This is a genomic window from Pseudomonas sp. NPDC087029 (assembly GCF_044745345.1).
Taxonomy (GTDB): Bacteria; Pseudomonadota; Gammaproteobacteria; order Pseudomonadales; family Pseudomonadaceae; genus Aquipseudomonas; species Aquipseudomonas faucium.
This window is the reverse complement of sequence record NZ_JBIVAB010000002.1, coordinates 176,804-198,414: the sequence shown is the minus strand read 5'-3', so window position 1 is coordinate 198,414 and position 21,611 is coordinate 176,804. Positions and strand designations below refer to the sequence as shown.

Sequence of the window (21,611 nt, the reverse complement as noted above, 5' to 3'; positions counted from 1 at the left end):
TATACCTCTTGGTAATAGGGGCCGCGGTGCGGCCCAATCGCCGGCAAGCCGGCTCCCACAAGGGCGGGCACACTCCTCATGTGGGAGCCGGCTTGCCGGCGATTGGGCTGCAAAGCAGCCCCAGGAATCGTCAGATAATGCGGACTTTCAGGGCCCGGCCCTTGATCTTGCCGCTGTTCAGCCGCTGCATGGCCTGCTTGGCCAGCGCCCGCTCCACGGCAACGAAGGCCTGGAAGTCGAAGATGGCGATCTTGCCCACCTGCTTGCCCGGAATGCCGGCATCACCGGTCAGCGCACCCAGGATGTCACCCGGGCGCAGCTTGTCCTTGCGCCCGGCGGCAATGCACAGGGTGGTCATCACCGGCAGCAGCGGCTCGCCGCCTTTGTGCTTCAGGCTGTCCAGCTGGTCCCAGCGCAGCGGGCTTTTCTGCAGCGCTTCGATGGCCTGGGCGCGGTGGCCTTCGGCTGGCGCCACCAGGCTCACGGCAATGCCTTTCTCGCCTGCACGGCCGGTGCGGCCGACGCGGTGCACGTGGATTTCCGCATCACGGGCCAATTCCACGTTGATGACCATGTCCAGGCCATCGATGTCCAGGCCACGGGCGGCCACGTCGGTGGCCACCAGCACCGAGCTGCTGCGGTTGGCAAACATGGTCAGCACCTGGTCGCGGTCGCGCTGCTCCAGGTCGCCGTGCAGGGCCTGGGCGACGATGCCCTTGGCGGTCAGGTGGGCCACCACGTCCTCGCACTGCTGCTTGGTGAAGCAGAACGCCACGCAGGACTGCGGGCGGTAGTGGCCGAGCACGCGGGTGACGGCTTCCAGGCGCTGCTGCGGGTCGATCTCGATGAAGCGCTGCTCGATCTGGTTGTCGGCGTGCAGGCTCTCGACCTTCACTTGCTGGGGCTTGCGCATGAAATCGGCGGCCAGTTGCTCGATGCCGGCCGGGTAGGTGGCCGAGAACAGCAGGGTCTGGCGGCGCGACGGGGTCTTGCCGATGATGGCGGCGATGGCGTCGAAGAAGCCCATGTCGAGCATGCGGTCGGCTTCGTCGAGCACCAGGGTGTTGAGCCCGTCGAGGACCAGGGTGCCCTTGTCCAGGTGCTGCTGGATGCGGCCTGGGGTGCCGACGATGATGTGCGCACCGTGCTCCAGCGAGGCGATCTGCGGGCCCAGCGACACACCGCCGCAGAGGGTGAGGATCTTGATGTTGTCCTCGGCCCGGGCCAGGCGGCGCAGCTCTTTGGCCACCTGGTCGGCGAGCTCGCGGGTGGGGCACAGCACCAGGGCCTGGCAGCCGAAGTAGCGCGGGTTGATCGGGTTGAGCAGGCCGATGCCGAAGGCGGCGGTCTTGCCGCTGCCGGTCTTGGCCTGGGCGATCAGGTCCTGGCCCTTGAGGATGACGGGCAGGCTCTGGGCCTGGATGGGCGTCATCGAGGCATAGCCGAGGGCGTCCAGGTTGGCCAGCATGGCGGCGGACAGCGGCAAGGTAGCAAAGGCGGTGGATTCGGTGGTCACGAGGCGGGCCTGCGGTGCGAAGCGAAAAATGCCGCACAGTCTACCAGCCCCATGGCCATTCGCCCTACGATTCCACGTGTTGTTCCGGACGACGGGCACGCCTTCCGTCCGTCGGCGCCAGTTGCAGGAAGATCGCCGCGGCCAGCATGGCCATGACGCCGATGGTCACGAAGGTCAGCTGGAAGGCCTGCAGGGTGGTTTCCACGCCTTCGGCGCTGCCGGCGGCGGTGAAGCCGCCGAGCAAGGCGCCGGCGCAGGCCACGCCCAGGCTCAACGACAGCTGCGCGACCACCGACAGCAGGCTGTTGCCGCTGCTGGCGGCGGCATCGTCGAGGTCGATCAGGGTCACCGTGTTCATCGCCGTGAACTGCATCGAGTTGACCGCCCCGAGCAGGCCCAGTTGCACCAGCAGCACGGCATAGGGGGTCTGCTCATCGACCAGCCCCAGGCTGGCCAGCAGCAGGCCCAGCAGCAGCGTGTTGCCGGTGAGCACGATGCGGTAGCCCAGGCGTTCGATCAGTGGCCTGGCGATGGACTTGGCGAGCATCGCCGCCGCCGCCAGCGGGATCATGCTCATGCCCGCCTGGGCCGGCGAATAGCCCAGCGCCACCTGCAGCAGCAACGGCACCAGGAACGGCAGGGCGCCGCTGCCCAGGCGCGCGAACAGGTTGCCGAGGATGCCGATGGCGAAGGTGCGCACGCGAAACAGGCTGGGCGAGAACAGCGGCTCCGGGTCGCGCCCGGCGCGCAGCCAGTAGGCGGCCAGGCAGGCCATGCCGGCGAACAGCAAAAGCATGACCCGCAGGTGCGGCAGGTGCAGTTCGCCCAGGCCTTCCATGGCGATGGTGATCAGCACCATCGCCGCGCCGAAGAGGATGAAGCCCGGGCCGTCGAAGGTGGTGCGCTCGGCGCCGCGCAGGTCGGGGATGAACTTCCACACCGCATAGCAACCCAGCGCGCCCACCGGCAGGTTGATCAGAAAGATCCAGTGCCAGCTGAGGATTTCCACCAGCCAGCCGCCCAGGGTGGGGCCAAGCAGCGGGCCGAGCAGGCCGGGGATGGTGATGAAGCTCATGATCCGCACCAGCTCGGTGCGCGGGTAGGCGCGCAGCACCACCAGCCGCCCCACCGGCAGCATCAACGCGCCGCCCAGGCCCTGCACCACGCGGGCGAAGATCAGGAAGCCGAGGCTGTTGGTCATGGCGCACAGCAGCGAGCCGAAGCTGAACAGCAGGATGGCGCTGAAGAAGATGCGCTTGGTGCCGAAGCGGTCGGCGATCCAGCCCGAGGCGGGGATCAGCAGGGCCACGGTGAGCATGTAGGCGATGATCACACCCTGCATGCGCAGCGGGTTTTCATCCAGGGAGCGGGCCATGGCCGGCAGCGCGGTGTTGAGGATGGTGCCGTCCAGGGACTGCATGAAGAAAGCGATCGCCACCACCCAGGGGATCCAGCGGGCGGTGGTCGGGTCCAGCGGGGTGCGTTCGGGCATGGCGTCCTCTTCCGTCTGTCCGGGCCTCATCGCCGGCAAGCCGGCTCCCACAGGGGTGTTGTGGGAGCCGGCTTGCCGGCGATGAGGCGCGGATGGCCAATCACAATGTCAAGGTCAGCCCTTTGACCAGCGCCCCCGGCAAATGACTCGACCCGGTACTGCGCTGCCCATAGGTACTGGTCGACAGGATCATCTCGCGCTCGCAGGTCAGGTCTTCCAGCTGGCTGCCCAGCAGGCTGTACAGGCTGTCATCGAAGCGCATGGTGCTGACTGGCCCCTGGATCTGCCCGTTCTCCACCCAGAAGGTGGCAAAGCGGGTCAGCCCGGTCATGCGCGCCGCGGGCAGGTCCGAGTAGTTCAGGTACCACAGGTTACTGATGTATAGCCCAGTGCCCAGGCGCTCAAGAATCTGCTCGCTGGCCAAGCCGCCCGGCGCCAGGCTCAGCGCGCAGGGCGACTCGTAGCTGTCGGCGCCGTTGCTGGGCAATCCGAACTCCACTGCACTGCGAGCGCTGACCAGCTTGTCCACCGCGCGCCCCTGGCGGATCAGCGGCACATCCAGGCGCGGCGAGCCCTCATCGGAAAACGCCGGGCTCAACGAACCACTGACCTGTTCGCTGAAGCTGACCTGCGGGCTCAGCCGCGCATCGCCGTTGTACAAGCGCTGCAGGGCACTGTTGCCGGTGGCCAGCGCCTGGGCCGAGAAACCGCCCCAGCACAGCATGCCGGCGATTTCGTCCATGGCGGCAGGTGCCAGGTAGGCGCGGTAGCTGCCGGGCTTGAGGGTGACTGCCGGGCGGCCGAGGAAGCCCAGCTGCTCACGGGCCTGGCGCAGGCGCGCGCTGAAGTCGTCGGCGTTCCACACCTGGCCGGCATAGTTGGCTTTCACGGCCTGGCCATTGCTGTGGAACAGGCTCCAGTCGAAGTTGAAGCTGTTGGCCTGGTGCCAGCCAAAGGCGCCGAAGGAGCTGGCGAAACCGCGGCAAATCGGGCCGGCGGCATAGATGCCGACCAGGTCCAGGTCGCCCGCTTCGCGCTCGAGCAGCGCCAGCACTTCGCTCAGCGCCGGCAGCGGCTGTTGCTGCTGGCTGTGGCTGTGCCAGGCGTTCTCGTCCAGGCGCAGGTAAGGGTCCACGGCCAGCAACGGCAGGGTCTGGCGCAGTTGCTGCAAAGCCTCGCCCAGGCGCTGGCGGTCCAGCTGCGCATCGTCGCTCAAGGTGACCTGGTGTTCGGCCTGGCGCCCGTCTCGGATCAGCCGCAACTGCGCGCTGGCTTGGCTCACGGCGCCGGCCTGGCGCACCTTGGCGTGGTTGAAACGCGCGAACTGCGAGTGTTCGGCGCTGTAGCCGAGGGTGAACTGCTCGCCGGGTTGCAGTGCATCGCGCAGCACGCCCACCAGGGCTTCGAATGTTTGCTGTGGTGTCATCAGGCGTCTCCCCCGAATACGTCGATCTGGCGGAACACGCAGGCGGGCGAGGCGTGGCCGACGCGTACCACCTGGTTGGGTTCGCCCTTGCCGCAGTTGGGCGTGCCCAAGACCTGGAAGGTGCTGCGGTCGCCGACCGCCGCCAGGTTGCCCCAGAACTGCGCGGAAATACCGCGGTAGTTGGGGTTCTTGACGATGCCCTTGAGCTCGCCGTTTTCGATCAATTGCCCCCATTCGCAGCCGAACTGGAACTTGTTGCGCGCATCGTCGATGGACCAGGAGCGGTTGGTGCGCATCAGGATGCCGTGCTCGATGCCTGCGATCAGCTGCTGCAGCGGCTGGTCGCCGGGCTCGATGTTGAGGTTGGCCATGCGGTCGATCGGCGCGCGGTTCCAGCCGCAGGCACGGCTGTTGGCCACGCCGTCCAGGCCTGAGCGGAACTGCGACAGCGCACCGCCCAGCGGGCGCAGCAGCAGGCCGTCGCGAATCAGGTACTGCTTGCTGGCCGGGGTGCCGTCGTCGTCATGGCTGTAGCTGGCCAGCTCTTCGCCGATGGTCGGGTCGAAGGTCACGTTGAGCCATTTGGAGCCGTACTGCAGGTGGCCGAAATCGCTGGCTTTGACGAAGCTTGTGCCGGCGTAGTTGCGCTCGTCGCCGAGGATGCGGTCCATCTCCAGCGGGTGGCCGATGGACTCGTGGATCTGCAGCATCATCTGGTCGGGCATCAGCAGCAGGTCGCGGGCGCCGCTGGGGGTGTTGGGCGCCAGCAACAGCTGCAGGGCCTCGTCGGCGATGTGGCGGCCAGCGCCGACCAGGCCGCAGCGCTCGATGACCTCGAAACCGCCCTGCTGGCCGAAGTTGTCACGGCCAAGGCTGCGGCTCTGGCTGTCCTTCCCGTCGCTGGCGGTCACGCCAAGGCCTGGGAACAGGAAGCGCTGGGCATGGCGCAGCTCGGCGCCGGCGCTGTTCAGGTAGGTCTGCTCGACCAGGCTCATGCCAAGGCTGGCCTGCCAATCCACCAGGCGGCTGTCCTTGGGCACGCTGGCCGATTCGGCGGCGAGCAGGCCAAGGCAGTCGGCGAGGCTCGGCAGCGGTTGCTCGAAGTTGGGCGAGACATGGTCGTGGCGCGCAGCGGTCACCGTTTGCTCGCGCAGGTCGAGCAGGCTGTGCCGGGCGATTTGCCGGGCCAGGTTTTCGGCCTGTTCGAGGGCGCGCTGCAGGCCTTGCTGGGACAAGTCGGCGGTGGCCGCATAGGCCTCCACGCCATTGACCCGCACGGTGAGCATGGCGCCTTCGTCCTGGCTGAACAGCGGCGGCTCGGCGACGTTGCGCCGAACCGAAAGCGATTGGTGCGACTGTTTTACATGACGCAGGGAAAACAACTCGGCCGTGCTGCGCAGCGCGGCGAAGCGCTGGCGCAGCAAAGCGCTGGAATCGAACATGGAAAAGCCTCCGTGTACACGGTGGCTCCCCCTAGAACCACCCCTCTTGCATGGCCAGGCAGGTGTCGTCGCGCGCCTCGAGCAATGCCAGCTCATTATGGCAGCCAGGTACTTCCCAGGTCAGGAAATAACGTGCGGCCTGCAGCTTGCCCTGGTAGAAGTCGCGGTCGCCGGCATTGCCCTCGAGCAGGCCCAGTTCGGCGTGGATGGCCTGCTCCAGCCAGCGCCAGCCGACCACGCAATGGCCGAACGCCTTGAGGTACAGCGCGGAGTTGGCCAGGGCGCCGGCGACCTTGCCGTGCGCCAGGTCGCCGAGCAGGGCCAGGGTCACGGCCTGCAGGCGATTGACCAGTTGCTCCAATGGCTGGCGCAGGGCGTCGAGGTTCGGATGATGGCTGGCGCGTTCGCCGGTTGCGGCGATCAGCCGGATCAGCAGTTTCAAGCCGGCGCCGTTGTTCTGCGCCAGCTTGCGCCCGAGCAGGTCGAGCGACTGGATGCCCTCGGTGCCCTCGTGGATCGGGTTCAGGCGGTTGTCGCGGTAGTACTGCTCCACTGGGTATTCGCGGGTGTAGCCGTGGCCGCCGAGGATCTGGATGGCCAGCTCATTGGCCTTGAGGCAGAAGGCCGAGGGCCAGGACTTGACGATCGGGGTCAGCAGGTCGAGCAGCTCCTTGGCCTGTTGCCGTGCGCTTTCGTCGGGGGCGGTGTGGGTGTCGTCGAACAGGCGCGCAGCGTACAGGCCGAGGTCGAACGCGCCCTCCACGTAGGCTTTCTGTGCCAGCAGCATGCGCTTGACGTCGGTGTGGTTGATGATCGGCACGGCCGGGCTGTGCGGGTCCTTGCTGTCCGGCAGGCGGCCCTGCGGGCGCTGGCGCGCGTACTCCAGCGAGTACAGGTAGCCGGCGTAGCCGAGCATCACCGCGCCCATGCCGACGCCGATGCGCGCCTCGTTCATCATCTGGAACATGCAGGCCAGGCCCTGGTGGGGCTGCCCCACCAGGTAGCCGACGCATTCGCCGTTGTCGCCGAAGTTCAGCGCGGTGGAGGTGGTGCCGCGCCAGCCCATCTTGTGGAACAGGCCCGCCAGCAGCACATCGTTGCGCGCACCGCGGCTGCCGTCGTCGTTGACCAGGTACTTGGGCACGATGAACAGCGAGATGCCCTTCACCCCGGCGGGGGCGTCCGGCAGCTTGGCCAGCACCATGTGCACGATGTTTTCCGACAGCTCGTGGTCGCCGCCGGAGATGAAGATCTTGTTGCCCTTGAGCCGATAGCTGCCGTCGCCGGCAGGTTCGGCGCGGGTGCGGATATCGGCCAGCGAGGAGCCGGCGTGGGGCTCGGTCAGCGCCATGGTGCCGTAGTAGCGGCCTTCGATCATCGGCTGCAGGTACAGGCGCTTTTGTTCTTCGCTGCCGAAGGTTTCGATCAGGTTGGCCGCGCCCATGGTCAGGAACGGGTAGGCCGTGGTGCCGGCGTTGGCCGCCTGGAAGTGCGCGAAGCAGGCTTGCGAGACCAGGCTGGGCAGTTGCATGCCGCCCACTTCGAAGTCGCGGTTGGCGTTGAGGAAGCCTGCTTCGAGGAAGGCGTCCACCGCAGGCTTGACCTCGGGAATCAGCTCGGCGCGGCCGTCCATATAGCGCGGCTCGTTCTCGTCGGCCTTGCGGTTGTGCGGGGCGAAGTACTTCTCGGCGATGGTGCGGGCGGTGGACAACGCGGCGTCGAAGGTTTCGCGGCTGTGCTCGGCGAAGCGCGGGCGTTGGGTCAGGGCTTGGGCGTCGAGCACTTCGTAGAGTTCGAAGGCGAGGTTGCGGGAGCTGAGCAGGGTCTCGGGCATGGGGGCGGTCCTTGGGCGGGCTTGAGCCGAGTCTAGGGATTGAGGGGGGAGGGGGACAGGTTAATTGGTGTGGGTGATATGGGTTCAGAAGATGACGTGGCCGATGAGGGCTCGCCCGGTGCCCGATGGGGTGTCTATAGGAAAATTCTTACTTGCGCCTAGGACGCGTATGGCAGATTCCCTTGCGATAGAGCGGTTGAATAGTGATCCCTTTCAAGTCGCGGGCTGGATATCAATGTCGTTAGAATCAAACGCCTCATTTATGGTTAACCGGCAGTTTTTCGTCGTGTCCCCCAAGAAGTTTGCAGTCATGACACTTTTTACATTCGGCGGGTATTCGCTTTTCTGTTTTCATCGTTCCTGGGTGTTGCATCGTGCTGCTACGGGAGAGCGGGTTTTACCGCTCATGCGCGCACTCTTTGGCCTCTTCTTCATGTACTCACTTTTCAGGTGCGTCGATAAAAAGATTTGCCAGACGGGGCGCAGCTACGCGTGGTCTCCGGCTGTGCTGACGGTCGCGATTGTTCTTGGATGGATAATGCTCTTGTTTGTGGATCAGGGGTTGTGGCAGAGCCATCCACATCTGGCGAGTTCATTGCTTATTGGGGCCTTTGGCCTGCAGGTGTTTGCGCTCACCCGGGTTCAGTGCGCCATTAACTTCTGTGAAGGAGATGAGAGCGGGCAGTCGAACGCTAGATTCACGGCTGCGAACTGGCTAGGGATGGCGTTGGGCCTTGTGATGTGGCCCTTGCTTATTTTATTGACGCTGCTTTCCGTGTTGTTGAGTTACAACATTGTCGGCGCTTGATTGGGCGCCTGTGGGAGCCGGCTTGCCGGCGATAGGGCCAGATCAGCCAGTAGAGAGATTTCAGGGATGTGTGTATCAAACGCAAGGCGTTCCACGCTGTTGTTCTGGAGCGCCATGGATGCCTTCTATATCGGTTTTGTGTTGTTTAGCAGCCTGCGCCGGGGTGCGATACCGCTTTGGACCGACCTGAATGATGCGCTCGGCAACATGAGCAATTGGGGCGGCGGCCTCGAGGTGATGATATGGATGGGCCTTGCTGTACAGCTTTCCGTGGTTGTGAGCTGTGTGCTGTTTTATAGAGGTGGCAGGTCGGCTATCTACTTTGCGGCTGTGCAGATTCCATTTCGAGCGTTCTTCATTGTTCCGTCGGTGTCTGTTTTCTTGATGGTGCCGGCTTTGGTTGCCGGCTTGAGTAACTGGGTGTGGGCTTGCCTGTTGGTGGCTTCCGAATTGGCCAAGGCAGCGAGTTTGTGGTGGTTGCGTCGAGCGAGGTAGGGCAGCTGGCTGCTCGCCACGACCTTTGTGGTGGTCATGAGATCGAGCGCCGCCCGCGCGGCGCATCGCGGATGAATCCGCTCCTACATTTGTTGCAACGTGCCACGGTCTGGTTGTCCGCTTTTGGCGCCTGCCGAGACATTGCGTCGTACCCACAAGGCTGGCAACCATGGCCTCTCAGACATAGGTACGTTGCAACAAATGTAGGAGCGGATTCATCCGCGATGCGCCGCGCGGGCGGCGCTCGATCTCAAGGGCGCTGCAACACCCAAGCCAGGCACCCGCTGGCACAAAAAAAGGAGAGCCTAAGCTCTCCTTCTTCCTCACCAACCCTCAGCCTCAGCCAATGGTCATCAAGCTGGCGTTCCCCCCCGCCGCAGCGGTGTTCACGCTCACCGCCCGCTCGATCACCAGCCGTTCCAGCGCAATCTGGTGATCACCGCTGGACAGCCCGTGCACGCCAACGATCGCGCCGGCACGCTTGGCCACCTGCTGGCAAACGCCACGCAGCTGGTCCGAGTCGCCATGGTGGATCACGGCATCGAACGCCACTTCATCCTTGTTCCAGTCCGCCACCAGCTTGACCTTGGCCTGCAGCTCCTTCGGCAGGCGGCCGCGCAGGGCTTTGCCTGGTTCGCCATCCACCCACACCGCCGAGCTGCCGACTGCCAGCACCGCGGCAAACTGCGCGAGCAGGTCAGCCTCGTTGTCGGCCAGGCACAGCACATGCTCGCGCGGCAGAATAGTGTAGCTGTTGCGCTCGCCGGTCGGGCCAGGCAGCAGGCGGGCGATGCCGCTTTGCGACTGGCTGGCGAACTGCTCGCACAGCGCGACCAGGTCGGCTTGCTGGTTGCCCTGGGCCCAGGCCTTGAGGCTGTGCAGCGGCTTGATCAGCTGCTCGTGCAGGGTGCGGTCCGGCTTGCCGTCGCCGTCCTGCTGCTGGAAGTGACGGCCAATCGCGTCGGCCGGGCGGGTCGACAGCAGGCGGTACAGGTACAGCGGGCCGCCGGCTTTCGGGCCGGTGCCGGACAGGCCTTCACCGCCGAACGGCTGCACGCCCACCACGGCGCCAACGATGTTGCGGTTGACGTACATGTTGCCGGCGTTGGCGTGCTCCACCACCTTGGCGATGGTCTCGTCGATGCGGGTGTGCACGCCGAGGGTCAGGCCGTAGCCGGAGTCGTTGATCTGCTCGATCAGCTGGTCGAGGTTGCGGCGGTTGTAGCGCACCACGTGCAGCACCGGGCCGAAGATCTCGCGCTTGAGCTCGTCGAAGCTTTCCAGCTCGATCAGGGTCGGCATGACGAAGGTGCCGCGCTTGACCTCGGCCGCATCGGCGATGGCCACCTGGTAGACCGCGCGGCCTTTCTCGCGCATGCCCTGGATGTGCTTCTCGATGCCGGCCTTGGCCTCGGCGTCGATCACCGGGCCGATGTCCACGGCCAGGCGGTCCGGGTTGCCCAGGCGGCTTTCGGCCATGGCGCCCTTGAGCATTTCGATCACGCGGTCGGCGGAGTCTTCCTGCAGGCACAGTACGCGCAGGGCCGAGCAACGCTGGCCGGCACTGTCGAAGGCCGAGGACACCACGTCGATCACCACCTGCTCGGTCAGCGCCGAGGAGTCGACGATCATCGCGTTCTGCCCGCCGGTTTCGGCGATCAGCGGGATCGGCCGGCCCTGGTTGTCCAGGCGCCCGGCGACATTGCGCTGCAGCAGGCGCGCCACTTCGGTGGAGCCGGTGAACATCACGCCCTTGACCCGTTCGTCGCCGACCAGGCCAGCACCGACGGTTTCGCCGCGCCCTGGCAGCAGTTGCAGCACGCCTTGCGGGATGCCGGCTTCGAGCAGCAGGCGCACGGCCTGGGCAGCGATCAGCGGGGTTTGTTCGGCCGGCTTGGCCAGCACCGGGTTGCCGGCGGCCAGGGCCGCGGCCACCTGGCCGGTGAAGATTGCCAGCGGGAAGTTCCACGGGCTGATGCACACCACCGGGCCCAGTGGGCGGTGGGCGTCGTTGCTGAAGTCGTGGCGGGCCTGTACGGCGTAGTAGCGCAGGAAGTCCACCGCTTCGCGCACTTCGGCGATGGCGTTGGCGAAGGTCTTGCCGGCCTCGCGGATGAGCAGGCCCATCAGCGGCTGGATCTCGGCTTCCATCAGGTCGGCGGTGCGCTCGAGAATCGCGGCGCGCTCGGCCGGCGGGGTGGCCTGCCAGATCGGCGCGGCATTCAGCGCGCACTGGATGGCGTTGTCGACGTCGGCGACCGTGGCTTCCTGCACGTGGCCCACTACATCACGCTGGTCGGCCGGGTTCAGTACCGGCACGGCAGCGGCCTCGCTGGCGGCGCAGGCCAGCAGCGGGGCGGCTTTCCAGGCGTTGTTGGCGGTGGCCAGCATGGCGCAGGACAGCGACGCCAGGCGGTGTTCGTTGGCCATGTCGATGCCGGCCGAGTTGGCCCGCTCGCTGCCGTACAGGTCGCGCGGCAGCGGGATGCGCGGGTGCGGCAAGCCGATGCTGCCTTCCTGGGTGCCCATGCGCTCGATGCTGGCGACCGGGTCGGCGACCAGTTCCTGGATGGAGATCGAGTGGTCGGCGATGCGGTTGACGAACGAGGTGTTGGCGCCGTTTTCCAGCAGGCGACGAACCAGGTAGGCCAGCAGGGTTTCGTGGGTGCCGACCGGTGCGTACACGCGGCACGGCCGATTCAGCTTGCCTTCGGAAACCTTGCCCACCACTTGTTCGTACAGCGGCTCGCCCATGCCGTGCAGGCACTGGAATTCGTACTGGCCTGGGTAATAGTTCTGGCCGGCGATGTGGTAGATGGCCGACAGGGTGTGGGCGTTGTGGGTGGCGAATTGCGGGTAGATGGATTCTGGTACCGCCAGCAGTTTGCGTGCACAGGCAACGTAGGAAACGTCGGTGTACACCTTGCGGGTATACACCGGGTAGCCTTCCAGGCCATCGACCTGGGCGCGCTTGATCTCGCTGTCCCAGTAGGCGCCTTTCACCAGGCGGATCATCAGGCGGTGGCGGCTGCGCTTGGCCAGGTCGATGACGTAGTCGATCACATACGGGCAGCGCTTCTGGTAGGCCTGGATGACGAAGCCGATACCGTTCCAGCCGGCCAGCGAAGGCTCGAAGCACAGGCGCTCGAGCAGGTCGAGGGACAGCTCCAGGCGGTCGGCTTCTTCGGCGTCGATGTTCAGGCCGATGTCGTACTGCTTGGCCAGCAGGGTCAGCGACAGCAGGCGTGGGTACAGCTCTTCCATCACGCGCTCGTACTGGGCGCGGCTGTAGCGCGGGTGCAGTGCCGACAGCTTGATCGAGATGCCCGGGCCTTCATAGATGCCACGGCCATGGGAGGCCTTGCCGATCGAGTGGATCGCCTGCTCGTAGGAGGCCAGGTACTTCTGGGCGTCGTGCTCGGTCAGTGCGGCTTCGCCGAGCATGTCGTAGGAATAGCGGAAGCCCTTGGCTTCGAAGCGGCTGGCATTGGCCAGCGCTTCGGCGATGGTTTCGCCGGTGACGAACTGCTCGCCCATCAGGCGCATGGCCATGTCGACGCCCTTGCGGATCATCGGCTCGCCGCTCTTGCCGATGATGCGGGTGAGCGAGGAGGTGAGGCCGGATTCGTTGTGGGTGGAAACCAGCTTGCCGGTCAGCAGCAGGCCCCAGGTAGCGGCGTTGACGAACAGCGACGGGCTGTTGCCCAGGTGCGGCTGCCAGTTGCCGGTGCTGATCTTGTCGCGGATCAGCGCGTCACGGGTGCCTTTGTCGGGGATGCGCAGCAGGGCTTCGGCCAGGCACATCAGGGCCACGCCCTCCTGGGACGACAGCGAAAATTCCTGCAGCAGGCCCTGAACGATGCCTGCACGGCCACCGGCGCTCTTCTGGTTACGCAATTTTTCGGCAAGGCCCGCCGCCATCTTGTTGGTGGCCTCTGCCAGCGGTGCGCTCAGGCGCGCCTGCTCCAGCAGCATCGGTACCACTTCCTGCTCGGGGCGGCGGTAGGCGGCAGTGATCGCCGAGCGCAGCACCGATTGCGGAAGGATGCTTTCGGCAAATTCCAGGAAGCACTGATGGCTGTGTTCGGCCTGGACTTCGCCGGCATCGTCGGCGGCATTGCTGGCATGACCGTTGAGTTCGGTCAGGGTGGCACCACCCTCGAGCTTCTCCAGGTAATTGAAGATCGCTTGCTTGATCAACCAGTGCGGCGTGCGGTCGATGGACTGCGCAGCGGCCTTGAGTCGCTCGCGGGTCGGGTCGTCAAGTTTGACCCCAAGGGTGGTCGTCGCCATTTCTTATCCTCATTATTGGCCATCGGTCGTGGCCTAAGCTGGCGTCAAGAGTATCTGTAGGACAATTCGGGTGCAACCAGGTGCAACCCGAATTTTTTGTGTAAAAGGTGCAACTCGTCTGCTGCCTTTTTCGGCAGGTAAAAAACTGACTTTTGCCGCAGTTTTTCTGCTGAAAAACCCGCTTATCGCACCAAAAGGGAGCAAAAAAGCCACTTGAGCTGAAAATGCACGGCCGGGTGCAACTTGCAAATGAAAAATGGTTGCACCTACTTTGCGTTGTTGCATAGGATTCGCGGCCTGGGTGCAACCGTCTCGCTTACGGGTGCGCATGAGATAAAAACAAACGCCAGGGCACACGCATGGGCAATCCACTAACGATCACTTTCGTGGTCTACATCGCGGCAATGGTGCTGATCGGCTTCGCCGCCTATCGCTCCACCAACAACCTTTCCGACTACATCCTGGGCGGACGCAGCCTGGGCAGCGTGGTTACCGCGCTTTCCGCGGGCGCCTCCGACATGAGTGGCTGGCTGCTGATGGGCCTGCCGGGCGCCATCTACTTCTCCGGCCTGTCCGAAGCCTGGATCGCCATCGGCCTGACGGTCGGTGCCTACCTCAACTGGCTGTTCGTTGCCGGCCGCCTGCGCGTGCAGACCGAGCACAACGGCGATGCGCTGACCCTGCCGGACTACTTCTCCAGCCGCTTCGAAGATGCCAGCGGCCTGCTGCGGATCATCTCGGCCATCGTCATCCTGGTGTTCTTCACCATCTACTGCGCCTCCGGCATCGTCGCCGGTGCCCGTCTGTTCGAGAGCACCTTCGGCATGCCTTACGAGACCGCGCTGTGGGCGGGTGCCGCGGCGACCATCGCCTACACCTTCGTCGGCGGTTTCCTGGCGGTGAGCTGGACCGATACCGTGCAGGCCTCGCTGATGATCTTCGCGCTGATCCTGACGCCGATCATCGTGCTGATCTCCACCGGCGGCATCGACACCACCTTCCTCGCCATCGAGGCGCAGAACCCTGCCAACTTCGACATGTTCAAGGGCGCGACCTTCATCGGCATCATCTCGCTGATGGGCTGGGGCCTGGGCTACTTCGGCCAGCCGCACATCCTGGCGCGCTTCATGGCCGCCGATTCGGTCAAGTCGATCGCCAACGCCCGCCGCATCTCCATGACCTGGATGATCCTGTGCCTGGGCGGCACCTGCGCCGTGGGCTTCTTCGGCATCGCCTACTTCTCCGCGCACCCCGAGCTGGCAGGCCCGGTCACCGAGAACCATGAGCGCGTGTTCATCGAGCTGGCGAAGATCCTGTTCAACCCATGGATCGCCGGTGTGCTGCTGTCGGCCATCCTGGCGGCGGTGATGAGCACCTTGAGCTGCCAGCTGCTGGTGTGCTCCAGCGCCCTGACCGAAGACTTCTACAAGTCGTTCCTGCGCAAGAATGCCTCCCAGCGTGAGCTGGTGTGGGTCGGCCGCCTGATGGTGCTGGCCGTGGCGCTGATCGCCATCGCCATGGCCGCCAACCCGGAAAACCGCGTGCTGGGCCTGGTGGCCTACGCCTGGGCCGGCTTTGGTGCCGCCTTCGGCCCGGTGGTGCTGATTTCGGTACTGTGGAAGGGCATGACCCGTAACGGTGCGCTGGCTGGCATCGTGGTGGGTGCGCTGACCGTCATCCTGTGGAAGAAATTCGACACCCTCGGGCTGTACGAAATCATCCCGGGCTTCCTGTTCGCCAGCGTCGCCATCGTGCTGGTAAGCAAGCTGGGCAGCCCGTCCAAGGGCATGGTCGCGCGCTTTGAAACGGCCGATGCGGCCTATCACGCCGACAAGTAACGCGTGGTGATTGGCCTGGCGCCATCGCCGGCAAGCCGGCTCCTACAGGTATGGCGCTGCTCTTGAGGGTAGCGCTCAACGTGTGGGAGCCGGCTTGCCGGCGATGGCGGCGGCGCCGATCGACAGCCAGGCCTGACTCCGTGCGCAAGGCGAGGTAAACTTGCCGCCCCCGCAGGAGTTTCCATGAACTATCGTCACGCCTTCCACGCCGGCAACCACGCCGACGTCCTCAAGCACATCGTGCTGACCCGCCTCATCGCCCTGATGTCGCGCAAGGAGCAGCCGTTCGCCTATATCGACACCCACGCCGGCCTCGGTCTGTATGACCTGCAGGGCGACCAGGCGACCCGTACCGGTGAATACCTCGAAGGTGTCGCGCGCCTGTGGAACCGTGATGACCTGCCGGCGATGGCTGCCGACTACCTGCGCATCATCAAGCGCCTGAATGCCGATGGCGAGCTGCGCTACTACCCGGGTTCGCCGGAGCTGGCGCGCCGCCTGATGCGCCAGCAGGACCGTGCGCTGCTCAACGAGAAGCACCCCGAAGACGGCCCGCTGCTCAAGGAAAACATGAAGAAGGACCCCCGCGTGGTGGTCCACTTGGGCGAGGGCTGGCACGTGCCGCGGGCGCTGCTGCCGGTGCCGGAGAAGCGCGCGATCATGCTGATCGACCCGCCTTTCGAGCAGGCCGATGAGCTCAAGCGTTGCACCACCTCGATGAAAGAGGCGATCGGCCGCATGCGCCAGACGGTCGCGGCGATCTGGTACCCGATCAAGGACCAGCGCTCGCTGACCCGCTTCTACCAGGACCTGACCAGCACGGGCGCGCCCAAGCTGCTGCGGGTCGAGCTCTATGTGCATCACCAGGACAGCCCGCAGGGCCTGAACGGCTCGGGCCTGGCCATCGCCAACCCGCCATGGGGCCTGGAAGACGAGCTCAAGGAGCTGCTGCCGTGGCTGGCCAAGGAATTGGCACAGACGGCGGGTAGCTACCGGATGGACTGGCTGATCGCCGAGTGACCTGCGGCGGCATCCCTCTGTAGGAGCGGCCTTGTGTCGCGAAAGGGCTGCGAAGCGGCCCCGACATTCTCCGCGTTGCTGCTAAAAACTGGGGCCGCTGCGCGCCCCTTTCGCGACACAAGGCCGCTCCTACAAGGGGGCGGTGTGTCGTACTTGTTTGCGTTATAATCTCGCCCTTTAGCCGCCACCCGCCCACGAGGCCGCTGGCGCATCTCTACCGAATGAAGAGGCTAAACCCTTGGCATTGACGATTCTTGGCCTGTCCGGCGCCCTTAGCCATGACCCTTCCGCGGCCCTGTACATCGACGGCAAGCTGATTGCCGCCGCCGAAGAAGAGCGCTTCGTGCGTGACAAGCATGCGAAGAACCGCATGCCTTACGAGTCGGCGAAGTTCTGCCTGGAGCAGGCGGGCATCAAACCGTCCGATGTCGACGTGGTCGCCATCCCGTTCGCGCCGATCAGCCTGTTCGGCAAGGCCCGCTGGCACTATGCCAAGCGTTACTGGTACGCCCCGGACCGCGCCCTCGACGCCATCCTGATGGGCAACCGCCGCTACAAGCGCTACCGCAAGAAGATCGTCTGGTGCCTGGAGCAACTGGGCTTCGACCCGAAAAAGGTCAAGATCGAGCCGGTGGAGCACCACCTGGCCCACGCCTCCAGCGCCTACCACTGCTCGGGCTTCAAGGAAAAGACCGCGATCCTCGGCATCGACGGCAAGGGCGAGTACGCCACGACCTTCTTCGGCTACGGCGAAAACGGCAAGATCCACAAGATCAAGGAATTCTTCGACCCGGATTCGCTGGGCGGCCTGTATGGCGCGATCACCGAATTCCTCGGCTTCGAGATGCTCGATGGCGAGTTCAAGGTCATGGGCATGGCGCCGTATGGCGATGCCAGCAAATATGACTTCTCGCGCCTGGCCAGCTTCGAGAACGGCGAACTGGTGATCAACACCGAATACGCCAACGTGATCGGCCTGCGCCGCTATAAAGAGAAGGGCAAGGGCTTCTACTTCTCGCCCAAGCTGATCGAATGGCTGGGCCCCAAGCGCGAAGGCGACATCGCCGACGAGCCGTACATCCACTATGCGGCCAGCATGCAGGCGCTGTTCGAGAAGCTGGCGCTGCAGATGATCGACCACTACCTGGGCGACACCCTGCGTGAAACCGGCAAGCTGGCCTTCGCCGGCGGCTGCGCGCTGAACGTCAAGCTCAACCAGAAGATCATCGCCCGTCCCGACGTGAAGGAGCTGTTCGTCCAGCCGGCTTCCGGCGACGCCGGTACCGCGGTGGGTGCCGCTGCCTATGTGTCCCATGCCCGTGGCGTGCCGGTCGAGAAAATGGAACACGTCTACCTCGGCCCGTCTTACTCCAACGAGGACGTGATCGCCGCCTGCGCCCGTCACCCGAACCAGCCGAAATGGCGCAAGCTCGACAACATGCCGCAGCAGATCGCCAAGATCATGGTCGACGGCAACCCGGTGGCCTGGTTCCAGGGCCGCATGGAGTTCGGCCCGCGTGCGCTGGGTGGTCGTTCGATCATCGGCTGCCCGAGCGTCGAAGGCGTGGCCGACCGCATCAACCACCAGATCAAGTTCCGCGAGCGCTGGAGACCCTTCTGCCCGTCGATGCTCGACACCGTCGCACCGCAGATGATCAAGGTCGACCACCCGGCGCCGTTCATGACCTTCACCTTCGAAGTGGCTGAAGAGTGGAAGACCCGCGTACCGGAAGTGGTGCACGAGGACGGCACGTCGCGAGCCCAGGTGCTCAAGCGCGAGTACAACCCGCGCTACTACGACATGATGAAGGCGCTGGAGGACCTGACCGGCAACGGCGTGTCGCTGAACACTTCGCTGAACCGCCGCGGCGAGCCGATGATCTGCTCGCCGACCGATGCCCTGAACATGTTCTTCGGTTCGGACCTGCAGTACCTGATCATGGAAGACATCCTGGTCGTCAAGGACGGCGCGGCCGCGTATGACCAGCCGCTCTGAACCGCGTGTGCTGCAGTTCTGCCATGGCTATGACGGGCCGTTCCTCGACTGCGCCCGTCAGTACGCCAGCCTGTTCCAGGGCAGCGGCTACAAGGTCACCACGGTCTTTCTCACCGGCGCCCGCGACCCGCAGGTCGCGGCCGGTTGCGCGTCGGACGAGGTGCTGTTCCTGGAATTCAGCTCCAAGGCCGTGCGCGGCCTGAAGCTCGGCGCCATCCGCGCCTTGCGGCGCATTGCTGCCGAGCGCGATTTCAGCTTCTGCATCGCCCACCGCTTCAAGCCGATCTATATAACGTTGCTGGCGACCGGCCTGCCGGTGATCGGCGTGCACCATGCCTTCGGCGACTATCAGCGCAAGGGGCGGCGGCTGTTCGCCAACCTGTTCAGCAAACGTTTGAGCCTGCTCGGCGTGTCCGACGCGGTGCGTGACGACATGCGCCGCTGCTTGCCGCACTGGCCTGCCGAGCGCATCCAGACCCTGTACAACCGCATCGACATCCAGGCCCTGGAAGCGGCCCTGGTGCCTCGCGCCGAAGCGCGCGAGGCGCTCGGGCTGGATGCGCAGGCGTGGGTGGTGGGTAACGTCGGGCGCCTGCACCCGGACAAGGACCAGGCCACCTTGCTGCGTGGCTTTGCCCAGGCGCTGCCGATGCTGCCGGCTGGCGCACGCCTGGCCATCCTTGGCAAAGGCCGCCTGGAAGACAAGCTCAAGGCACAGGCCGCAGAGCTGGGTATCGCCGGGCAGGTCGACTTCCTTGGCCAGGTACCCGATGCGCGCCGCTATTTCCAGGCATTCGACGTGTTCGCCCTGAGCTCCGACCATGAGCCGTTCGGCATGGTCCTGCTCGAAGCCATGGTCGCCGGCATGCCGGTGCTGGCCACGGCCTGCGGTGGCGCACGCGAGGTGGTCGAGGGCGTGGGCATGCTGTTCCCGCTCGGTGACGCCGGGCAGCTGGCCCAGGGCCTGCAGCACATGGCCCAGCTGGATGCGCAGCAGCGCGAGGCGTGTGCCATGCACATGCTGCAACGCCTGCAGCAGCGGTTTTCCGACCAGGCGGTGCGCGAGGCCTTCTGGCAATTGCCGCAGGTACGTGCGTTGGTGGCGAAGGCGTGATGCTCAATCATATTCAAGCGTTTCGCGAGCGCGGCTGGCAGGTCATCGATGCCGCCACTTATGCCCAGGCCTGGGCGCGCTTCGGCGGCAGTGTGGCGACGCATCCGCTGGTGATCGAACAGCTCGCTGAGCTGGCGCAGATTCCCGTGCGTTACCTGGGCTGGCACCAGGCGGGCGAGCTGAAGGCGGCCATTCCTGCCTGGGGGCGTCACCTGGCGCTGTCCAAGGAGGTGCTCAAGCGCGCGGGCAAGAAGGGCCTGTTCGACCTGGGTAATGCCGAGATCCTGCTGCCGGCCGCCGCCGATGCTGCGGCGCCTTTGCGCCATGCCGGGCGCTATCTGTCCGAACTGAGCCAAGGGCGCTTCACTGGCCTCAAGGCACAGAAGGAGCAACTGGCCATGGCCAGGGCGCCTGAAGACCTGTCGAAGAAATTCCGCTACAACCAGCGCCGCGAGTTGCGCCTGCTGGAAGAGGCGGGCGGCGTGGTACGCCCGATCAGCGAGTTCAGCGCCAGCGAGATCGCGGCCATGTACCTGGACCTGTTCCAGCGCCGCTGGAATTTCCCGGCCACTGGCGCCGAGCGCATGGCCGAGGTGATCGAGCGCTTGCGCGAGCTGCTGATCGGCTCGGTGCTGATGCTCGAGGACAAGCCCATCGCCATTCAGCTGGTGTATCGGGTCGAGGCGCCGGAATGGGTCAGCGTCGAATACGTCAACGGCGGCGTCGACCCTGAAACCAAGGCGTTCAGCCCCGGCAGCGTGCTGAGTTTCCTCAACACCCAGGCTGCCTGGGAAGATGCCCGGGCGCGCAACAAGCCGCTGCGGTTCTCGTTCGGTCGTGCCGACCGCGAGTACAAGGACCGCTGGTGCAACCCCGTGCCGGTGTACCAGGCGTGAGTCGCAAGCAGCAGTTGCTCAAGCGCCACCGGCGCAACAAGCGCCTGGGCCTGCTGGCTGGCCTGGTCGCGCTGGTGTGCCTGGGCGTGTTCGCCTGGTGGTGGCTGCCGCTGTTGCTGCTGCCACTGCTGTGGGCCGCGCACGAGGCCTGGTTCGCCGATCACCTGTTCTATGCACCGAACGAAGACTATGCCTACCGCTTTGGCGAGCACACCCGTGAAGGCGCCGTCACCTGGCGTGGCGGGCTGCTCAAGGCCGATACGCTACTGCAAGGCGATGAAACGCTGATTCTCGAAGTGCGGGTAAAAAGCGGCTGGCTGGGGCGTTTTCTCGACCCGCGCGTCGAGCTGCTGGCCGATTCGGGCAGCGACAGCCAGGCGTTCGAGCGGGGCGTGGATGGGGTGCGCTTTCTCAACCTGACCGGGCTGGCCACACCGCTGCAGGCGGGTACGCTGCGGGTGCGTGGGCGTCATTGCCGCGTGCTGGGCGAGCCGCGCCTGTGGGTAACGCCCAGTGTCGAGCTGCAACGGCGCCGGGTGATGGTGATTGCGCCGCATGCTGATGATGCGGAACTGGCGGCCTACGGCTTGTACAGCCAGGCAGACGAAACCTGGGTGGTGACCCTGACCGCTGGCGAGATCGAGGCCCAGCATTATCAGCAGATGGGCTTGGCCAAGGCCGAGGCCGCCCGCCTCAAGGGCCGCCTGCGTGCCTGGGACAGCATTGCCGTGCCACGCTGGGCCGGGGTGCCGGAAGCGCATTGCCTGCAGCTGGGCTATTTCTGCCTGCAGCTGCCTGCCATGCAGGCCGCGCCGGATACCCCGGCCGCCTCCCGCGAAGCGGACATGGCCGATATTCGCCCGTTCCGCCAGTTCAACCCGTTCCCGTTGCCGGGCGACAGCGATGGCGCGCCGACCTGGCGCAACCTGCTGGCCGACCTGCGTGCGCTGCTGGAGATGGCCAAGCCCGAGGTGCTGGTCATGCCGCACCCGCAGCTCGACCCCCACCCCGACCATATCTGTGCCCAGGCCGCTGTGCTGGAGGCCCTGCAGGGCCTGGCGTGGCAGCCGCAGACGCTGCTCTGCTACGCCAACCACCTGCATGACAACGACCGCTGGCCGATGGGTGACAGCGGCGATGGCGTGGCCCTGCCGCCGCAAATGAGCGCCGAGCAGGCCTGGGCGCCGTGCACCTTGGTGCTGGACCTGGCGACCCAGCGCGACAAGGCCATGGCCTTGGGCATGATGCACGACCTGCAGCCCCGGGCGCCGTTCAAGCGTCGCCTGCGCCGGTTGCTGCAGCGCTGGCTGGCTGGGCGGCGGCCTTCGCCCTACGGCGAGAACGAATTCTTCCGCAAGGCCGTGCGCCGCCATGAACTGTTCTGGCGCCGCGAGCTGTAACAACGCTGATGGTTGACCGCGAAGGCGCAGAGCGCCAAAGG

15 protein-coding genes are annotated in these 21,611 nt (G+C 65.5%); 8 read left to right on the top strand and 7 right to left on the bottom strand.

Annotated elements, in window-relative coordinates; translation table 11 throughout:
• Nucleotides 1-130 precede the first annotated feature (130 nt).
• The 5 genes from dbpA to ACIPG5_RS04305 form a co-directional block, all read right to left on the bottom strand.
• Nucleotides 131-1,468 carry an ATP-dependent RNA helicase DbpA gene (gene dbpA / locus ACIPG5_RS04325; protein ID WP_401373751.1) on the bottom strand — a complete coding sequence of 446 codons (1,338 nt, stop codon included), beginning with the start codon at nucleotides 1,466-1,468 and terminating at the stop codon, nucleotides 131-133.
• A 112-nt stretch (nucleotides 1,469-1,580) separates the two neighbouring features.
• Nucleotides 1,581-3,008: a multidrug transporter subunit MdtD gene (gene mdtD / locus ACIPG5_RS04320; protein ID WP_176513801.1), complete on the bottom strand. Its 1,428-nt coding sequence runs from the start codon at nucleotides 3,006-3,008 to the stop codon at nucleotides 1,581-1,583.
• A 100-nt stretch (nucleotides 3,009-3,108) separates the two neighbouring features.
• The gene (locus tag ACIPG5_RS04315; protein ID WP_401373511.1) at nucleotides 3,109-4,434 is read right to left on the bottom strand and encodes a TldD/PmbA family protein; all 1,326 of its coding nucleotides are present in this window, start codon (nucleotides 4,432-4,434) and stop codon (nucleotides 3,109-3,111) included.
• Nucleotides 4,434-5,876 carry a TldD/PmbA family protein gene (locus ACIPG5_RS04310; protein ID WP_401373509.1) on the bottom strand — a complete coding sequence of 481 codons (1,443 nt, stop codon included), beginning with the start codon at nucleotides 5,874-5,876 and terminating at the stop codon, nucleotides 4,434-4,436. The genes ACIPG5_RS04315 and ACIPG5_RS04310 overlap by 1 nt, the downstream gene beginning before the upstream one ends.
• Nucleotides 5,877-5,907: 31 nt before the next feature.
• Nucleotides 5,908-7,710 carry an acyl-CoA dehydrogenase gene (locus ACIPG5_RS04305; protein ID WP_401373507.1) on the bottom strand — a complete coding sequence of 601 codons (1,803 nt, stop codon included), beginning with the start codon at nucleotides 7,708-7,710 and terminating at the stop codon, nucleotides 5,908-5,910.
• Nucleotides 7,711-7,879: 169 nt separating this feature from the next.
• On the opposite strand from ACIPG5_RS04305, the gene ACIPG5_RS04300 reads away from it, so the two are divergent.
• Nucleotides 7,880-8,518, top strand: a complete 639-nt coding sequence (locus ACIPG5_RS04300) for a hypothetical protein (RefSeq protein WP_401373505.1) — start codon at nucleotides 7,880-7,882, stop codon at nucleotides 8,516-8,518.
• 114 nt (nucleotides 8,519-8,632) lie between these two features.
• Nucleotides 8,633-9,013: a hypothetical protein gene (locus ACIPG5_RS04295; RefSeq protein ID WP_401373504.1), complete on the top strand. Its 381-nt coding sequence runs from the start codon at nucleotides 8,633-8,635 to the stop codon at nucleotides 9,011-9,013.
• Between the two features lie 339 nt (nucleotides 9,014-9,352).
• Here ACIPG5_RS04295 and putA read toward each other — a convergent pair whose 3' ends face one another.
• Nucleotides 9,353-13,306 (bottom strand): trifunctional transcriptional regulator/proline dehydrogenase/L-glutamate gamma-semialdehyde dehydrogenase, encoded by a 3,954-nt coding sequence (putA, locus tag ACIPG5_RS04290; RefSeq protein ID WP_401373502.1) that lies wholly within the window; start codon nucleotides 13,304-13,306, stop codon nucleotides 9,353-9,355.
• 33 nt (nucleotides 13,307-13,339) lie between these two features.
• On the bottom strand, nucleotides 13,340-13,591 hold the full coding sequence (locus ACIPG5_RS04285; protein WP_401373500.1) for a hypothetical protein: 252 nt from the start codon (nucleotides 13,589-13,591) through the stop codon (nucleotides 13,340-13,342).
• Between the two features lie 74 nt (nucleotides 13,592-13,665).
• Between ACIPG5_RS04285 and putP the strand changes: the two genes are divergently transcribed.
• The 6 genes from putP to ACIPG5_RS04255 all read left to right on the top strand — a co-directional run bounded on the left by putP (nucleotide 13,666) and on the right by ACIPG5_RS04255 (nucleotide 21,570).
• The gene (gene putP / locus ACIPG5_RS04280; protein ID WP_401373498.1) at nucleotides 13,666-15,144 is read left to right on the top strand and encodes a sodium/proline symporter PutP; all 1,479 of its coding nucleotides are present in this window, start codon (nucleotides 13,666-13,668) and stop codon (nucleotides 15,142-15,144) included.
• A 183-nt stretch (nucleotides 15,145-15,327) separates the two neighbouring features.
• Complete coding sequence (locus ACIPG5_RS04275; protein ID WP_016395292.1) at nucleotides 15,328-16,164, top strand: 23S rRNA (adenine(2030)-N(6))-methyltransferase RlmJ; 837 nt, start codon at nucleotides 15,328-15,330, stop codon at nucleotides 16,162-16,164.
• A 238-nt stretch (nucleotides 16,165-16,402) separates the two neighbouring features.
• Nucleotides 16,403-18,160 carry a carbamoyltransferase gene (locus ACIPG5_RS04270; protein WP_176516160.1) on the top strand — a complete coding sequence of 586 codons (1,758 nt, stop codon included), beginning with the start codon at nucleotides 16,403-16,405 and terminating at the stop codon, nucleotides 18,158-18,160.
• The gene (locus ACIPG5_RS04265; RefSeq protein WP_401373495.1) at nucleotides 18,144-19,274 is read left to right on the top strand and encodes a glycosyltransferase; all 1,131 of its coding nucleotides are present in this window, start codon (nucleotides 18,144-18,146) and stop codon (nucleotides 19,272-19,274) included. The genes ACIPG5_RS04270 and ACIPG5_RS04265 overlap by 17 nt, the downstream gene beginning before the upstream one ends.
• Nucleotides 19,274-20,170 carry an antimicrobial resistance protein Mig-14 gene (locus tag ACIPG5_RS04260; RefSeq protein WP_401373493.1) on the top strand — a complete coding sequence of 299 codons (897 nt, stop codon included), beginning with the start codon at nucleotides 19,274-19,276 and terminating at the stop codon, nucleotides 20,168-20,170. Before ACIPG5_RS04265 ends, ACIPG5_RS04260 begins: the two co-directional genes overlap by 1 nt.
• Nucleotides 20,167-21,570, top strand: coding sequence for a PIG-L deacetylase family protein (locus ACIPG5_RS04255; RefSeq protein WP_176516154.1), 1,404 nt, complete (start codon nucleotides 20,167-20,169; stop codon nucleotides 21,568-21,570). The genes ACIPG5_RS04260 and ACIPG5_RS04255 overlap by 4 nt, the downstream gene beginning before the upstream one ends.
• Nucleotides 21,571-21,611 lie beyond the last annotated feature (41 nt).

What these genes read in the sequence shown, in the direction of transcription:
- dbpA (WP_401373751.1), bottom strand. Translation starts at nt 1,468, where the DNA reads ATGCTGGCCAACCTGGACGCCCTCGGCTATGCCTCGATGACGCCCATC.
- mdtD (WP_176513801.1), bottom strand. Translation starts at nt 3,008, where the DNA reads ATGCCCGAACGCACCCCGCTGGACCCGACCACCGCCCGCTGGATCCCC.
- ACIPG5_RS04315 (WP_401373511.1), bottom strand. Translation starts at nt 4,434, where the DNA reads ATGACACCACAGCAAACATTCGAAGCCCTGGTGGGCGTGCTGCGCGAT.
- ACIPG5_RS04310 (WP_401373509.1), bottom strand. Translation starts at nt 5,876, where the DNA reads ATGTTCGATTCCAGCGCTTTGCTGCGCCAGCGCTTCGCCGCGCTGCGC.
- ACIPG5_RS04305 (WP_401373507.1), bottom strand. Translation starts at nt 7,710, where the DNA reads ATGCCCGAGACCCTGCTCAGCTCCCGCAACCTCGCCTTCGAACTCTAC.
- ACIPG5_RS04300 (WP_401373505.1), top strand. Translation starts at nt 7,880, where the DNA reads ATGGCAGATTCCCTTGCGATAGAGCGGTTGAATAGTGATCCCTTTCAA.
- ACIPG5_RS04295 (WP_401373504.1), top strand. Translation starts at nt 8,633, where the DNA reads ATGGATGCCTTCTATATCGGTTTTGTGTTGTTTAGCAGCCTGCGCCGG.
- putA (WP_401373502.1), bottom strand. Translation starts at nt 13,306, where the DNA reads ATGGCGACGACCACCCTTGGGGTCAAACTTGACGACCCGACCCGCGAG.
- ACIPG5_RS04285 (WP_401373500.1), bottom strand. Translation starts at nt 13,591, where the DNA reads ATGCAACAACGCAAAGTAGGTGCAACCATTTTTCATTTGCAAGTTGCA.
- putP (WP_401373498.1), top strand. Translation starts at nt 13,666, where the DNA reads ATGGGCAATCCACTAACGATCACTTTCGTGGTCTACATCGCGGCAATG.
- ACIPG5_RS04275 (WP_016395292.1), top strand. Translation starts at nt 15,328, where the DNA reads ATGAACTATCGTCACGCCTTCCACGCCGGCAACCACGCCGACGTCCTC.
- ACIPG5_RS04265 (WP_401373495.1), top strand. Translation starts at nt 18,144, where the DNA reads ATGACCAGCCGCTCTGAACCGCGTGTGCTGCAGTTCTGCCATGGCTAT.
- ACIPG5_RS04260 (WP_401373493.1), top strand. Translation starts at nt 19,274, where the DNA reads ATGCTCAATCATATTCAAGCGTTTCGCGAGCGCGGCTGGCAGGTCATC.